Below are 14,648 nucleotides of genomic sequence, written 5' to 3' on the forward strand. Positions count from 1 at the left end.
AGGTGACCTCCAACAGCTTCAACGCCGATGAAACGCCGGGGCAGGGCGGGGAGCTTCGCCCGCCGGCCCAGGAGCGCCCACGCCGCTTCCGCCGGCGCGCCTTCGCGAGCGGCCTCAGCGCGGCCGCCGCGTGGACCGCGCGCGGAATCGTTGTCCTTGCGGGTCTGGTCATCCTCTGGCTCGTCATCCGGGCCCTGTGGTCGGTTGTCCTGCCCGGGCTGCTGGCCCTGCTGCTGGCCTCAATCCTGTGGCCACCGAACCGGATCGCCCGGCGGATCCTGCCCAACGCCCTCGCCGCCCTCGTCTCCGTGCTGGGGTTCCTCGCCCTCGTCGGCGGGATAGGGCTCCTGGTGGTTCCTTCGGCCGCCTCCGGAACCCGGGAACTCATCATCCTTTCGCGCGGAACCCTTACCGACCTCAGCAACTTCCTCGCCGGTCCGCCCCTGAACCTTGAGAACGCCGACCTTATCAACGTGTTCGACGCCGCCGTGGACCAGGCGCAGGCCCACACCGGGGAAATCATCACCGGAATCACCTCGGGGCTCGGTACCCTCACCTCCGGGGCGGTCGTGCTCCTGCTGACGATCGTCTTTGCCTTCTTCTGCCTCAAGGACGGCGACCGCTTCCTGGCATGGACAAGCAGGTGGACGAACTCACAGGCCTTCACGCATGCGGCGCACGTCTCCCGCGATTCCTGGCAGACCCTTTCGGTCTTCATCGCGGCACAGGCGGCGGTTGCGCTTGTCGACGCAGTGTTCATCGGCCTCGGCCTCTGGCTGCTCGACATCCCGCTGGCGCTGCCGCTGGCGGTCCTGATTTTCTTTGGCGCGTTCATCCCCATCGTCGGTGCCATCGCCACGGGCCTGCTCGCCACCGTTGTGGCGCTCCTGGCCCACGGCTGGGTCACCGCATTGATCGTCCTGGCGCTTGTGATTGTGGTCCAGCAACTTGAAAGCGTGCTGCTGCAGCCGATGCTCGTGGGCAGGACGTTGAAGATCCATCCGGCAGTGGTGCTCGCCTCAGTGACTGCCGGCGGTACCCTCTTCGGGATCGTCGGGGCGTTCCTGGCTGTGCCAACCACTGCCGTGTGCATCGTCGTGCTGCGGTACCTGCGGGATCTGTCCCTCGAGAATCAGCCGGTCACCTCCGGCCGTGCAGACCCGCCGCCCGGGGGCGCCTCACCTGCCGGACCCGATCCCGCCGCCGTTTAGCCGTCCAGCCGGCCGTCCTGGCTCGGCGCCGCTTGGGTGCCGGTGCTGCCCGGGAACTCCCGTGCATGGCGGAGCCGCTCATTGAGCTCGCTGATCGCCTGATGGTGTGATTCGAGGATCCAGCCCCACGAGCCGGGAGGGGCGGCCGCCGCCGCCTCAAGCAGGCCGGCCTCGGGTCCCAGGCCCCACTCCTCGGCAACCGCCGCGAGCTCAATGTCCCGGGCCAGGCGGATCAGCCCCAGCGCCTCACCTGCTTCACCGCCTCCTGCCTGGTGCGGAGCGCCGGGATCACCGGCCGGCCGGCCGGAGGCGCCGGACCGGTTCCGTTCCTCGGCTGAGGCGAGAAGCAGTTCAAGGGCCTGGCGCTCACGCCACAGCAGGACCGAAAGCTCGGTTGCTCCCATGGTTCAGCTTCCCTGCCGAAGGCAGACGTGCCCGAGCGCGGCCAGTGCGATCAACTGCAGGACCTCCGAAGTGGCGGGACGGGTAATGCGCGGCATCGGGCCCTCCGCTGGGCGGGCGCCCGACTGCCGTGAACTATAGCAGCCGGCCGGTTGGCCGTGGGTGGGCGGCCGTACCCGGTGCGGTCCTCCCGCCGGCCTCGGCAGCGGCGTGTGCGGCGCGGTCCCGGCCCGCGGATTTCGCCTCATAGAGCGCTGCGTCGGCCCGAGCAATGACCGACTCAAGATCGGTTGTCCCCGGTCCGATCTCCGCGATGCCGTAACTCGCGGTGGGCAGCCGGAAGCGCCCCGGCAGCTGCAGGGTGTGGAGGTGGGCGCTGATCTGCGCGGTGAGGGTCTCGGCGCGGTCGGCGGCGGCGCCGGGAAGCAGCAGGACGAACTCCTCTCCGCCGTAGCGGCCAACGAGGTCCGTTGAGCGGACGGTCCGCGTGCAGGCTTCGGCGAAGGACCGGATCGCCTCGTCTCCTGCGGCATGGCCGTAGGTGTCGTTGACCGCCTTGAAGTGGTCGAGGTCGGCGAGGATGAGGGAACCGGTGGTCCCGGCCTGGCGCATCCGCTGAAGGTCGATTTCGGCAAGGTCGAGGAAACATGCACGGTTCAGCAGCCCGGTCAGTCCGTCCTGGGTGGCGCGCAGCTGCAGGGCCCGTGTCGCCTGTTCGTTGCTCAGGGCCGTCATGCTGAAGGAGACAACCACAAGCAGCGTCAGCGTGATGAGTGTTGTCACGGACGAGCCGAAGTACGTCTGGAAGGTTCTGCCGTCTGCGCCGTCTACAACGAATGCAACACATCGTCCCGAATAGAAAACGGCAAGGAGGCCCGAACCGACGGCCATGGGCCGCTGGATGGGTTCCCGCGCCAGGGGAGTGCGCCACATTTCCGACGAGGCGAGCCCCATGAGCAGCGCCATGAGGCCAAGGAACACCGGCCCTCCGGCCCAGTCGTTCACCGCAGGCTGGTCAAGGGCCGAGGCGACGGCGGTTCCGGCGGGCCCGGCTGCGAGCTGCCAGACCCTCGGCCGGGTTGTCCTCAAGGTGCGCGCGCCGGCCCAGACACTTGCGGCTCCGGCAACGAGCATGCTGTTAGCGGCGGGGTTGGCCCACCACTGGTGCGCCGTGCCGTCCAGGAGGTACAGGGAGGCCCCGGCGAGGAACAGGGCGATCGCCAGACACCACCACGCGCTGTACTTCGACCGGGTACGGCGGTACGCCAGGAGGTAGAACAGGACAAGCAGGGTGAGCGCGACAACGCTGAAAGTGATCCGCAGGGTGGCCGTATCGAGCATCGTTGTTTTGCCTCCCCTTGGCTTCACTTTTCGGAAGAAGCGTAACCCAAGGGTCGGGGAAGACCTTGGAGCGGCGCCGCGCGCCAGGTAAGCGTGCGGGGCGGTGGATTGCGGGGAGATGACCGGGAAAATTTCCCGCGGGCGCCCGGTGGATGAAAGACTGGGCGGCGCCGTATCAACCCGCCACCCGAGGAGTTCCGTGCGACTGCGCCTGCCGAGTCCCGCCACTCGAAACCGCCGATCTTCGGTATGGCTCTTCTTCGCCCTCATCCATGCCGGCTTCCTTGCCCGCCTGCTGCCCTTCATCCTCACCGGGGGAGTCCTCAGCGACATCAACTTCTACCGGGACTGGGCGTATCAGGGGTTCGATGGCGGAGCGTGGGAGGGAATCGACACGGCCTGGGTCTACCCGGTCGGTGCGCTGCTTCCGATGCTTGTGGCAACCGTCTTCGGCCCGTCACTCTACCAGCTGGCGTGGTTCGGGATGTTCGCCGCGCTCAACGCCGCGGGCACGGCGGCGCTGCTCCGCTACTCCGGCCCCCGCGGGTATACGGCCGCCTACTGGTGGCTCACCGCCACTGCCCTGTTGGGCCCGGTCGCCGTCGGCCGCCTCGACGGCCTGACCGCTCCCCTGGTGATCGTGGGCATGCTGCTCGTTGCCTCCCGCCCCTTCGTTGCCTCGCTGATCCTCAGCGCGGCCACCTGGATCAAGGTCTGGCCCGCCGCCGTCGTCCTCACGGCCCTCATCGTCAGCCCGCGGCGGTGGCGGATCCTGCTCGCGGGCACCGCGCTTTCGGCCGCAATCGCGGCGCTCGTCGCCGCTGCGGGGGACCTGCGCAACATCACGGGGTTCCTTCAGGCCCAGGGCGAGCGGGGAATGCAGCTCGAGGCACCCTTGACGACGCCGGGGCTGTGGCAGGCGATCCTCGGCAGCTCGGGCGCGCACGTCTATGACAACGACGCCATCAACACGGCGGAAATCCGCGGGGCGCTCAGCGACACCGTCGCGGCGCTCATGAGCCCGCTTCTGGCCGTCGCCGTCCTGGTGATCGCCGGCCTCGTCGTCGTCGCCCAGCGGCGCGGCGCACCGGCTGCGCCCCTGCTCGCCGTCGGGGCCCTGGCGCTGGTGGCGACCCTCGTGGTGTTCAACAAGGTGGGTTCACCCCAGTTCATGCTGTGGATCGCGGCGGTGATCGGGGCGGGGCTGGTCCTCGACGAGCCGAGGAACTGGCGCTACCCGGCCGTCGCGATGCTCTTCACCGCCGGGCTCACAACCGTCGTCTACCCGATCTTCTACGACACCCTGCGCTTTGAACTCAATGCTGCCGTGGCCGTGCTGCTCACCCTGCGGAACCTCCTGGTGATCAGCATCTTCGCGTGGTCTGTGCGCGCGCTCTGGGGGCATGGCGCGGGGGAGCGCGGCACAGCCGGAGCCTCGGCAGGCCGCACGCCGGGGCCTGCTTCCGGGCTAGGCGGCGCTGCGGGCCCTCCACCAGGTGACTGTGTCACGGGTCGCGTCGTCAAGTGGTGTCGGGGCAAGGCCCAGCAGGTCTTCCGTGAACCGCGAGTCCATCACGAAGGGACGCTCGAACTGGTAGAGCATCTCCGCAAGTTCGCGCATCGACGGCTGGAAGCGCCCGATGAGGCGGACCAGCCAGCCGGGAACCGCCCCGAGCCGTGGCGCGGGCACGCCGGCAGCCGCGGCGAAGGCCTCGATCATGCCGCGCTGCGTGAGCGCGGGGAGGGTGGGTGCGTGGAGGACGCTGTTCCATGCGTCCTTCCGTGATGAGGCGGCAACCATCGCCGCCGCAAGATCGGGCACGTAGGTGAAGGAGTGGGGCACATCGAGGCTGCCGATCACAGTGATGCGCCGCCCGGCGAGCACGGAGGGGACAACCCGCTCGCCCATGTGGGAGTTGAGCGCACGGGGCCCGAAGAAGTCCGAAGCGACAACGCTGACCGTCGGGGTCGCTGACGCCTCGCGGGCCTGAAGGAGCCGTGCCCGGACTCCCCGCTTTCCGGTCAAGGCACTGCGCGGCCCGGATTCGGTCATCACCTCCTCCGGCCTGTCGTACGAGTAGAGGCTTTCGGGGAAGACGACGACGGCGTCCTCCCTGCCCGCGGCTTCAAGCACCACCGCTTCGGCGCGGGGAAGCTCCTTCTCCCACACAGCGGCCGAGTAGGACGAGCCGTGGATGCAGTGGAAGACGGCCGAGGCTCCGCCGAGGGCCGGCTCGAGCGCTGCGGGATCGGAGACGTCGACGATGAGGCGCTCGATGAGGGGGTGTTCAGGGCCGCTGCCGGAGCGCGTCAGGATCCGGACCCGCTTGCCGCTCTTGGCGAGGTGCAGCGCCACCGTGGAGCCGACGGGGCCCGCCCCGGTTACTACCTGTACTTCAGCCATGATGGCGTTCCGTTCTGGAGAAGAGGCGAGGGCACTGCCCTCACTCAAGGATGCTCCCGCGGGATGCTCCCGTCGTCTACCTCTTCCTCAAAGTGTCCGGCCGCTACCACGGCGGGCCTACGGGTGCCTGACGCCCTCTCCGGCCAGCACGGCCCGGTACCCTTCGCGGTACGTGGGGTAGGTGAAGCCGAACCCCGTGGCGCGCAGCAGGGCGCTGCTGCAGCGTTTGTCGCCGCCGCGGGTCGTGCTCGTTGTCCCGGACGAGGGTACGGGGAGCCGCAGTTCTCCAGCGAGGAAGGCAAGCACCTCTCCGAGGTCAACGGGAAGTTCATCGGTGCCCAGGTAGATGTGCGCCGGGTCGGACACCGCCGTGGCGAGGTGGACAATTGCCGCTGCCGCGTCGTCGCGGTGGATGCGGTTTGTCCACTGGACGGTCTCGGGAAGCACCGCCCTTCCGCTTCGCACCTGGTCGATCAGCCGGGTGCGGCCGGGCCCGTAGATTCCGGAGAGCCGCAGCACCAGGGCGGCGCGGTGACGTTCGAGCAGGAGCGTCTCTGCTTCCCGGAGGATCTTTCCCGTCGGGCTGCCCGGCTCCACCGGTGAGTCCTCGGTGATCCACCCGCCGCCGAAGTCTCCGTACACGGCGGTTGAGGAGACGAAGATGATGCGTTCCGGGTTCACCCCGTCGCGCTCCAGCGCGTCGAGGACATTGGCGGTGGCGTCGACATAGACCGCCCGGTAAGCCGCCTCGGTGCGCTCGCCGGCGGCCGTCGCGATGACGACGACGCTTGTGTCCTCCGGAATCGGGGGAAGGGTTCCCGTCAGGTCGACCGCCGCCCCCTCTATCGCTGCGGGCAGCTTGCCCGGGAAGCGCCTCCAGCCAAGCACCCGGTGCCCGGCGGCGGCGAAGCGCAGCCCGGCCTCGGTGCCGAGGTCACCGCATCCTGCAATGAGCACTGTCATTTTCCGACTCCTATCCTTCTGCCCGGATCCGCACGGCGGTCTCGCGCAGGTAGAGATCAACCCGGGTGTAGGCGTCGCGGGTGAGGGCCTTCCACAGCTCGACGGCGAGCACGGGGTCCTCCTCCTCGATCTCGCGGATGGCGTCCGCAGTGAGCACTTTCAGCCGGACCTTCCCCAGTGCCTTCACAGTTGTCTCCTGCCGGTCGGCGCTGCCCAGGGCCAGTTCGCCGAAGGTCATTCCCGCACTCAACGTCGTCAGCTTGACGCGTCCGCCCGACGGGCCGGGGACCGAGGATTCGATCTTTCCGGAGAGGATGAAGAACACTCCGCCGAAGCGCTGGCCCACGCGGCGGATGATGTCGCGGTCGGCGTAGGTGCGGTCTTCCATCCGCCGGGCGAGGGCGTCGACGCTCTCGGTGCTGAGCGGGCTCAGGGCCGGGCAGTCGCGGATGTCGACCTCGTCGGGCAGGCAATGCTCGTCGCCGTAGAGCCGGATGAGTTCGTTCTCGCACCACTCGACGGCGGCGGTGCGCGTGTCGAAGGTCGGGACGCTGCGGTCGACGTCCTTGAAGGTCTCAGCGAGATTGCCCTCGGCGTCGATCAGGACCAGTTCCCGGTCCGCGGCCACGAGGGCCTCCCGCGCCTCGGCCAGCAGGCGCAGCGACACCCCGGCCACCTCGTCGACGCGGCGGAGGTCGAGGATCACCAGCGCGACGTCGTCGTCAAGGTTGCTCAGTTCGCGGACCATCGATTCGGTGCCGGCGAAGAGCAGGTCGCCGTTGAGTTCGATGACCCGGACGCGGTGTCCGTGTTCGCGCAGGATGTCCATCGCCTCGTCGTTGCGGCGGATGCCGGAGGGGGCCCCGGTGATGTCGTACGTGGAGCGGATGGCCGAGCGGCCGGTGCGTGCGGCGCGCACGAAGTGGAGTTCCATGTCGCGGGAGAGCCGCTGGCTTGTGGCCATGCCGCGTACGCTGCTTCCGTGCTCGTCCAGCGGCGGGGAGTACACGGCAAGGCCCACCTGCCCGGGCAGCACGGCGATCGTTCCGCCGCCGACGCCGCTCTTGGCCGGCATGCCGACCGTGCTGATCCACGATCCGGCGTCGTCGTACATGCCGCACGTGGTCATGACGGAAAGGACCCGCTCGATCTCCGTGATGTCCAGGACCTGCTTGCCGGAGAGCGGGTTGCGGCCTGCATTGGCGAGCGTTGCGGCCATGATCGAAAGGTCGAGGCAGTTGACCAGGACCGAGCACTGGCGGAAGTAGTCGGCAATCACCGGCGTGGGGTCCGACTCGATGATGTTGAAGGACCGCAGCAGGTAGGCAAGGGCGCGGTTGCGGTGTCCGTGTTCGAGCTCGGACTCGAAGATCTCCTCATTGACGCTGAGCTGGCGTCCGGCGAAGGCCGAGTACGTGTTGAGGATGCGCTTGAAGCGGTTGTTCCCGCCGGCGGAGCGCACGAGCGAAGTCGCTGTGAGGGCGCCGGCGTTGATCATGGCGTTCGCGGGGCGGCCGGTGCCCTCGGCGAGGGAGATTTCGTTGAAGGAATCCCCGGACGGCTCGACGTCGACCTTGCTGTCGACGGCGTCTAGCCCGAGGTCGGCAAGGGCAAGCCCGTAGGTGAACGGCTTGGAGATCGACTGGATGGTGAACTCGTCGCGGGTATCGCCGACCTCGTACGTGTATCCGTCGACTGTGGTGAGGCAGATCCCGAAGTTGTTGGGGTCGACGTTCGCCATGGCCGGGATGGTGCTGTACGGCTTCCCGTCCTTCAGCTCCGCGATCTCCTGGTGGATCCGTTGAAGATAGCTTTCGATCGGCGATTCCATGGTTTCAACCCTATGGCACCGGGCAGCCTGGCCTTGAACGCGCTCGTTTGCGACGGGCGCACCCGGATGCGGCTCGCGCATCCGATGTTCCGGGTGCGCGGGTCGTTTTCCGGTGCGGTGGGCGTCCTCGGGTGCGGCGTCGGTGCTTTGGCCGGTTACCGGCCGCGTTCGGCCAGGCGCTCAAGCAGCCGCTCTTCGGCATGCTCGCCGGGCTTGATGCCTGCGGGGATGCGGAACAGGAAGAACAGTCCGAGCACCCACCACAGGCCAAAGAGGATCCACGGCGGCGGAGTGAGCGAGGCGGGCATGCCAGGCAGGTAGAGGCTCAACAGCCCGATGCACAGGACGACGGCGGCCCATCCGATGATCAGCCCGCCGGGGCCGTTTCCTCCGACGCGCAGCGGCCGTTCCATTCCAGGGTCCGTGCGGCGGAGAATCACGAAGACGAGCGAGACGAGGATGTAGGCAAGGACGATGCTTGGCGAGCCGGAGTCGACGAGCCAGCCGAGCATCTGCTCGCCGAAGAACGGCGCGAGAAACGACAACGCTCCGATGAAGAGCAGTGCGTTGGCGGGCGTCCGGTATTTGGGGTGGAGGACGCCGAACCAGCCCGGAAGCATCCCGGAGCGGGCCATCGAGTACATGAGGCGGGAGGCGCCGAGGAGCAGTGAATTCCAGGAGGTCAGGATTCCGGCAATGCCGCCGGCGATGAGCACCTTGGCCATGAAGTCGGAGCCGAACATCGCGCCCATCGCATCTGCTGTAGCGATGTCGGCGTTGGCGAGGTCTCCGGCCGGCATTGCCGAGGATGTGGTGAGGATGGTCATGACATACCAGATTGTCGCCAGGATCACCGCGATCACGACGAGGCGGCCGATCTGGCGGGCGGGGATTTTCACCTCTTCGGCCGACTGGGGAATCACGTCGAAGCCGATGAACAGGAAGGGCACCACGACGAGGACGCCGAAGAACCCGGCGAAGCCCCCGGTGAACAGCGGTTCCATGTTGGCAACCGATCCGCCGGTGAAGGATCCGAGGACGAGGATCGCTCCGATGATCAGCAGGAACAGCACAACGAAGGTCTGGGCGACACCGGCCAGTTTCACCCCGAGGATGTTCACCCCGGTGATCACGACGGCGGCAACCGCGCCGACCAGGGCCCAGGTGAGGTGGACCTGATAGCCCGCGACCTCCCAAAGCGGAATCTGGCTCAGGTTCGGGAAGAGGTACTCGGCGGTGCGTGGAAGCGCCACGGCTTCGAAGGCGACAATTGTGACGTATCCGCCGGTGATCGCCCACGACCCGATGAAGGACCAGCGCGGGCCCATGCCGCGCAGGAGGAAGTTGTGTTCGCCTCCGGCCTTGGGCATTGCGGCGGTCAGTTCGGCGTAGGTAAGGCCGACAACGCCCATGATTACCCCGCCGGTCAGCATGGCAAGGACGGCCCCGAGCGTGCCGGCGGAGGTGATCCAGTCCCCGGTGAGGACAACCCAGCCGAAGCCGATCATTGCGCCGAAGCCGAGGGCCAGGGCGTCCCAGTTGCCGAGGACTTTGAGAAGTGAAGCGTCTTCTTGCCCTGCTTGAGGTGCTGCCGACATGTCCGACACCTTCCGTGCGTGGTTTCCGCTCCGCAGCCTTCGCCGAGTGGCAGGGCACCGATCCTATCGAGGGTATGGTGCGGGCGCCATAGGCAATGCGGCACCAGGCGGGAACCTGCCGGAGAGCTCGAGCGCAGCGGAAGGCGACGAGCGCGCCCGAATGCGGCGGGCGCATCCGGGAAACCGGGCGCGCCTGTCGCAATCCGGTGCGGCAGCCGGGACGGGATGCGGCGTCGGGGCGTTGGGGGCCCGTGGCGGGTGCAGGGTGCGGCATCGGGCGCTGGGACGGGATGCGGATGGCGGCATCGGCGCTGGGCCGGCCGGCGCTTGCGGCTAAACTGCTTCATCCGGCTGCATCAAGCCGGATGAAGCACACGGAATCCACGCACACCCAATCCCAAGGATCGAAGACGGTATGGCGAAGAGCGCAACCAAGCCCCCACGCATCGACGCCCTGGTGCTTCGGGGCCTGACGGAGGTCGAGGGTGCCCTGCCCGACGCCGGGGACACCCGCGAAGCTGAGCTCTACCGGCGGAGGGATCTGGCCGGCAGGGACCTGACCGGCGTCACCTTCAGCGAATGCGCCCTCGAAGGGGTCTCCCTGAACGACACACAGCTGCGCGGCGCCCGGTTCCGGGAGTGCCGGTTCACCGAGCTGTTCGCCCCGGTCTTCATGGCTTCCCGCAGCAGCTGGCGCGATGTCGTGCTCGAGGGCACCCGCTGGGGATCCGCCGAGCTTTACGACAGCGTCCTCGAATCGGTGCGCATCAGCGGCGGCAAGCTCGACTTCTTCAACCTTCGCGGCTCAACCCTCACCGACGTCGAGATCACCGACTGCATCATCGGCGACCTCGACCTGAGCGAGGTGAAGGGGGTTCGGGTGGCACTGCGCAACTGCCGGATCGGAACGCTCACGCTCTCCGGGAGCCGGCTGCGCGACGTCGACCTCCGCACCACCGACTTCCGCGCCGTCACAGGGATTGAAGGGCTCGGCGGCGTCACGATCGACGAGTACCAGCTTGGGGTCCTCGCGCCCTTCCTCGCCGAAAGCCTTGGCCTCCGCGTCGAAGGCTAAGGGTCGGAAGGCTGAGGGTCGGAAGGCTGAGGTTCGGAAGGCGCGACGTCAGCTGCCCTTCCCGAGCCGCGCATCCTCGGCGGACGGGGCGCAGCTGGCGGGACGCAGCTGACGGGCCGGAGTTCACCGGCGCACCAAACACCGCGCGGATCGCGCCCGTGAAGGCCCGGGTCAGTACCGGGGACCGCCCGGTTCGAGGTACGTCGGAGCCGGAGTCCACGGCGGCGGGAGGGCCGGGCGGGTGCGTTCGAGGCGCGCGGACATCCGCACCACCACCGCAGCGAAGATCCCCAGTGTGAGCACCGAGACGATCAGGGCCGCAGGGGAGCCCTCCTTGGCGTTGATGTCCACCAGCCCCAAGGCGCCGAGCAGGAAGATGAATGAGTTGTTGATGGTGTGGGCCGCGATCGCCGCCTCGAGACCGCCCGTGCGCCAGGTAATCCATCCCGCGAAAATGGCGAACAGGGCGACGTCGGTCTGGCCCAGGGGGTCGTATCCGTGCCCAAGCACGAACAGTGGGACCGGCAGCAGAATGGCGAACGCCGGGTGGCGCAGCCAGCTGCCGATCGTCTGCATCAGGTAGCCGCGGAACACGTATTCTTCGGCTGCCGCCTGGAACGGGACCAGGAAGATGGTCAGCGCGGCCATGAGGGCGAAGCGCGACTGCGAGAACTCCGGTGTGGTCCCGGGCTGTCCCGGCAGCGGCGCAAGGAGGAACGAGAGCCCGAAACTGAGCGCGTAGATCAGCGCCGCAACCGCAAAGCAGCGTCCGAGCCAGCCCCAGCGAAGGCTTCCGCGCACCGACGAGAAGAGCCCGATCGGCCGGGGCCCGGTAATGAGGGCGGCCAGGGCAAGGGCCGGAATCATGAGGACGAGCGAGATGAGGGTAAATGCGAAAACCAGCGGGTCGTTGAGGTCGAGGGCCTCAAGCCGGTCCGCGTAGGGGGCCGGGCCCTCCGGGCGGGTGAAGGCGACGATGATGCCGGCAAGGAGCACGAACAGCATGAAGAAGAGGTAGAACACGACCCCGAGCAGGCCCGTGAGCAGGGGTTTCCACCACCGGTAGCCGGCCCAGGAACGGGTCAGGCGGTGGTAGGGGTAATCGGAAACTGACTGCTGCATCCCTTAACCGTAGTGCCGCACCGGCTGCTCCCGCGCCGCCGCCCGGGAATCTTTGACGTAACGCACATGGCCGACGATCGTCACGATGCTCGAGAGCAGCGCGGACAGGGCAATGCCGACCCATAGATCGATCGTGAGTGCCGCGGCGCCCGCAACAGCACCCAGGAGGATCAGCACGATGGCGGCGGACCGCCGGGCCCAGTACGGGCTCTTGCCTCCGGCCAGGCGGGAATCGGAGGCCAGCCCGGTGATTGTCGATGTCACGACGACGGTGGTGATCTCGGCGACCTTCAAGCGTTTCGCCGACGCGGCCTGGATGCCCATCAGCAGTCCCAGGACCGAGGTGGTGATGCTGCCGAGGAGTTCGACGGCCTGCACATCGGTGATTCCGACGAACACCGCGAGCCCGACGGTGCCAAGGGCCACTGCACCGAGGGTGGCGGAGGTGCGCCCGGTCCAGCCTTCGGGCGCGTGGCGCAGCACCCGACCCGCCATTGCCGCACCAATCATGAAGAAGATGAGCGCGAGCGCAGGCCGGAGGATGGGCAGTTCCGCCGCTCCGGCGAACGCCATGCCAAGGAGAACCACATTGCCGGTCATGTTGCCCGTGAACACGCGGTCGAGCCCCAGATAGCCCACGGCGTCGATGACACCGGTCGAGAAGGTGAGCACCAGCATCAGCACGAGGTTCAGACGATCGGTCGACACTGCTGAACGCTTCACCAACACGGCCTCCGGCTGAATCCTTGAACGGAATGTATCCAAAGCATATCGTCGGACGAGCAATGCTCTTTTGAAACTCGAATCGGGGGTGAGCGCTTCCGGCTCCACGCAGGAAGTTGGCGAAATGCCGTACACCCCACCGCCCGCCTTCACCACCCGTCCCACCCTGCAGGGAACCTTCGGGATGAGCGCGTCAACGCACTGGCTGGCGACGGCGTCGGCACAGGCCGTGCTTGAGCGCGGCGGCAATGCCTTCGACGCAGCGGTGGCCGGCGCCTTCGTCCTCCACGTCGTCGAACCCCACCTCAACGGGCCCGGCGGTGACATGACGGGCATCTTCGCGACGGCAGAGGCGCCGTCGTCCCCCGTGGTGCTGATGGGTCAGGGCCCTGCGCCAGCCGCGGCAACCCGCGGGCACTACCTCGCCGAAGGCCTCGAACTCGTCCCCGGCGCCGGGGCGCTGGCGGCCGCCGTGCCGGGTGCCGTCGACGCGTGGCTGGTGCTGCTTCGGGACCACGGCACCTGGGACCTGGATCAGGTGCTCGCCTTCGCGATCGGCTACGCCCGGGACGGTCACCCCGTGCTGGGGAGGGTCGGGGCAACAATCGCGGCCGTTGCCGAACTGTTCACCGAGCACTGGCCCACCTCGGCCGCCCTGTGGCTGCCCCATGGCAGGCCCCCGGCCGAGGGGGAAATCGTGAAGAACGAGGCGTACGCCGGGGTGCTTGAGCGGCTTGCGGCCGCGGGCGACGGCGGACGGCGCGACCGGATCGATGCGGCCCGCAGGCAGTGGCGGACGGGGTTCGTCGCGGAAGCGGCCGTCGAGTTCCTTTCAACCCCGCACCGGCACTCCTCCGGAACCGACCATGCCGGGGTGATGAGCCGTGAGGACTTCGCCGGGTTCGAGGCCGGGTACGAAGCGGCAGTGACGTTCGATTTCCGCGGATACACGCTCGCTAAGACGGGGCCCTGGGGGCAGGGCCCGGCGCTGCTGCAGACCCTCGCGATCCTCGACGGGTTTCCCGACGAGTACCTTGACCCCTCGACAGCTCTCGGCGCCCACACGATCCTCGAAGCCCAGAAGCTCGCATACGCCGACCGGGAGGCCTACTACGGAGACGCGGATGTCCCGCTGGAGTACCTCCTCTCCGAGGAGTACGCCTCCCAGCGGAGGGCGCTGATCGGTGAGCGGGCCTCGCACGACTATCGGCCCGGAACCGTGCCCGGGCAGGTGCCGTTCACGCCGCCGCTGCGCACCTCCTACGCTCCACCCGCCGCTGGAAGGGGCGAGGGTTTCGCGGGGGCGGGGGAGCCAACCGTTTCGCGCAGCGGAGAGACCCGCGGCGACACCTGCCACATCGACGTCGTCGACCGGTGGGGCAACATGGTCTCCGCGACCCCCAGCGGCGGCTGGCTGCAGTCCTCCCCGGCCATTCCCGAGCTGGGGTTCTGCCTCGGCACGCGCCTGCAGATGACCTGGCTTGAGGACGGCGCCCCGTCGACGCTGCGAGCGGGCAGGCGCCCGCGCACCACCCTGACGCCCACGCTCGTGCTCCGGGAGGGTCGTGCCGTCGCGGCGCTTGGCTCGCCCGGCGGTGACCAGCAGGACCAGTGGCAGCTGCTCTACCTGCTGCGCACGATCGTCGGCGGTTATTCGCCGCAGGAGGCGATCGACGCCCCGAGCCTCCACACCACATCGCTCCCGGGGTCCTTCTGGCCGAGGACCTGGGAGCCCGGCGGCGCCGTCGTCGAGGACCGCCTCGGCGACGGGGTGATTGCGGAGCTCGAACGCCGCGGCCATGTTGTGACGCGGGCGGGGGATTGGGCGCTCGGCCGGCTGTCCTGCGTCGGCGCCGACCCGGCGACGGGGGTGCTCAGCGCAGCGGCGAACCCGCGCGGGAACCAGGGGTACGCCGCAGGACGCTGAGGCCGCCTCCACAGGACGGGGGGACGATGCGCGGAGCCGGTTTCCCTTTGT

General features: G+C 68.4%; 11 protein-coding genes and 1 pseudogene. 4 read left to right on the plus strand and 8 right to left on the minus strand.

Annotated elements, in window-relative coordinates:
- Positions 1-2 precede the first annotated feature (2 nt).
- The gene (locus tag AC4D2R_RS04810) at positions 3-1,211 is read left to right on the plus strand and encodes an AI-2E family transporter (protein ID WP_490938036.1); all 1,209 of its coding nucleotides are present in this window, start codon (positions 3-5) and stop codon (positions 1,209-1,211) included.
- Here AC4D2R_RS04810 and AC4D2R_RS04815 read toward each other — a convergent pair.
- Positions 1,208-1,615: a hypothetical protein gene (locus tag AC4D2R_RS04815; protein ID WP_490938038.1), complete on the minus strand. Its 408-nt coding sequence runs from the start codon at positions 1,613-1,615 to the stop codon at positions 1,208-1,210. The genes AC4D2R_RS04810 and AC4D2R_RS04815 overlap by 4 nt on opposite strands.
- Positions 1,616-1,748: 133 nt before the next feature.
- The gene (locus AC4D2R_RS04820) at positions 1,749-2,954 is read right to left on the minus strand and encodes a GGDEF domain-containing protein (RefSeq protein ID WP_490938040.1); all 1,206 of its coding nucleotides are present in this window, start codon (positions 2,952-2,954) and stop codon (positions 1,749-1,751) included.
- 118 nt (positions 2,955-3,072) lie between these two features.
- On the opposite strand from AC4D2R_RS04820, the pseudogene AC4D2R_RS04825 reads away from it, so the two are divergent.
- Positions 3,073-3,768 (plus strand): annotated as a pseudogene (locus AC4D2R_RS04825) (glycosyltransferase 87 family protein); the annotation flags it as partial.
- Positions 3,769-4,422: 654 nt separating this feature from the next.
- Here the strand turns inward: AC4D2R_RS04825 and AC4D2R_RS04830 are convergent.
- From AC4D2R_RS04830 to AC4D2R_RS04845, 4 genes are all read right to left on the minus strand, one after another.
- Positions 4,423-5,358, minus strand: coding sequence for an NAD-dependent epimerase/dehydratase family protein (locus AC4D2R_RS04830; RefSeq protein WP_490938042.1), 936 nt, complete (start codon positions 5,356-5,358; stop codon positions 4,423-4,425).
- 117 nt (positions 5,359-5,475) lie between these two features.
- Positions 5,476-6,321, minus strand: a complete 846-nt coding sequence (locus AC4D2R_RS04835; protein WP_490938044.1) for an NAD-dependent epimerase/dehydratase family protein — start codon at positions 6,319-6,321, stop codon at positions 5,476-5,478.
- A gap of 10 nt (positions 6,322-6,331) precedes the next feature.
- Positions 6,332-8,152: a glutaminase A gene (glsA, locus tag AC4D2R_RS04840; protein ID WP_490938046.1), complete on the minus strand. Its 1,821-nt coding sequence runs from the start codon at positions 8,150-8,152 to the stop codon at positions 6,332-6,334.
- Positions 8,153-8,307: 155 nt separating this feature from the next.
- Positions 8,308-9,750 (minus strand): APC family permease, encoded by a 1,443-nt coding sequence (locus AC4D2R_RS04845; RefSeq protein ID WP_490938048.1) that lies wholly within the window; start codon positions 9,748-9,750, stop codon positions 8,308-8,310.
- A gap of 415 nt (positions 9,751-10,165) precedes the next feature.
- Here AC4D2R_RS04845 and AC4D2R_RS04850 point away from each other — a divergent pair, with 415 nt between their 5' ends.
- Entirely contained in the window at positions 10,166-10,825 is a 660-nt protein-coding gene (locus AC4D2R_RS04850; protein ID WP_490938050.1) for a pentapeptide repeat-containing protein, read from the plus strand.
- A 171-nt stretch (positions 10,826-10,996) separates the two neighbouring features.
- Here the strand turns inward: AC4D2R_RS04850 and AC4D2R_RS04855 are convergent, their stop codons facing one another.
- On the minus strand, positions 10,997-11,947 hold the full coding sequence (locus AC4D2R_RS04855) for a CPBP family intramembrane glutamic endopeptidase (protein ID WP_490938052.1): 951 nt from the start codon (positions 11,945-11,947) through the stop codon (positions 10,997-10,999).
- A 3-nt stretch (positions 11,948-11,950) separates the two neighbouring features.
- Positions 11,951-12,655: a YoaK family protein gene (locus tag AC4D2R_RS04860; protein WP_490938054.1), complete on the minus strand. Its 705-nt coding sequence runs from the start codon at positions 12,653-12,655 to the stop codon at positions 11,951-11,953.
- Positions 12,656-12,794: 139 nt separating this feature from the next.
- Here AC4D2R_RS04860 and AC4D2R_RS04865 point away from each other — a divergent pair, with 139 nt between their 5' ends.
- Positions 12,795-14,597 carry a gamma-glutamyltransferase family protein gene (locus tag AC4D2R_RS04865; protein WP_490938056.1) on the plus strand — a complete coding sequence of 601 codons (1,803 nt, stop codon included), beginning with the start codon at positions 12,795-12,797 and terminating at the stop codon, positions 14,595-14,597.
- Positions 14,598-14,648 lie beyond the last annotated feature (51 nt).

It is taken from the genome of Arthrobacter sp. TJ-217 (assembly GCF_058269255.1).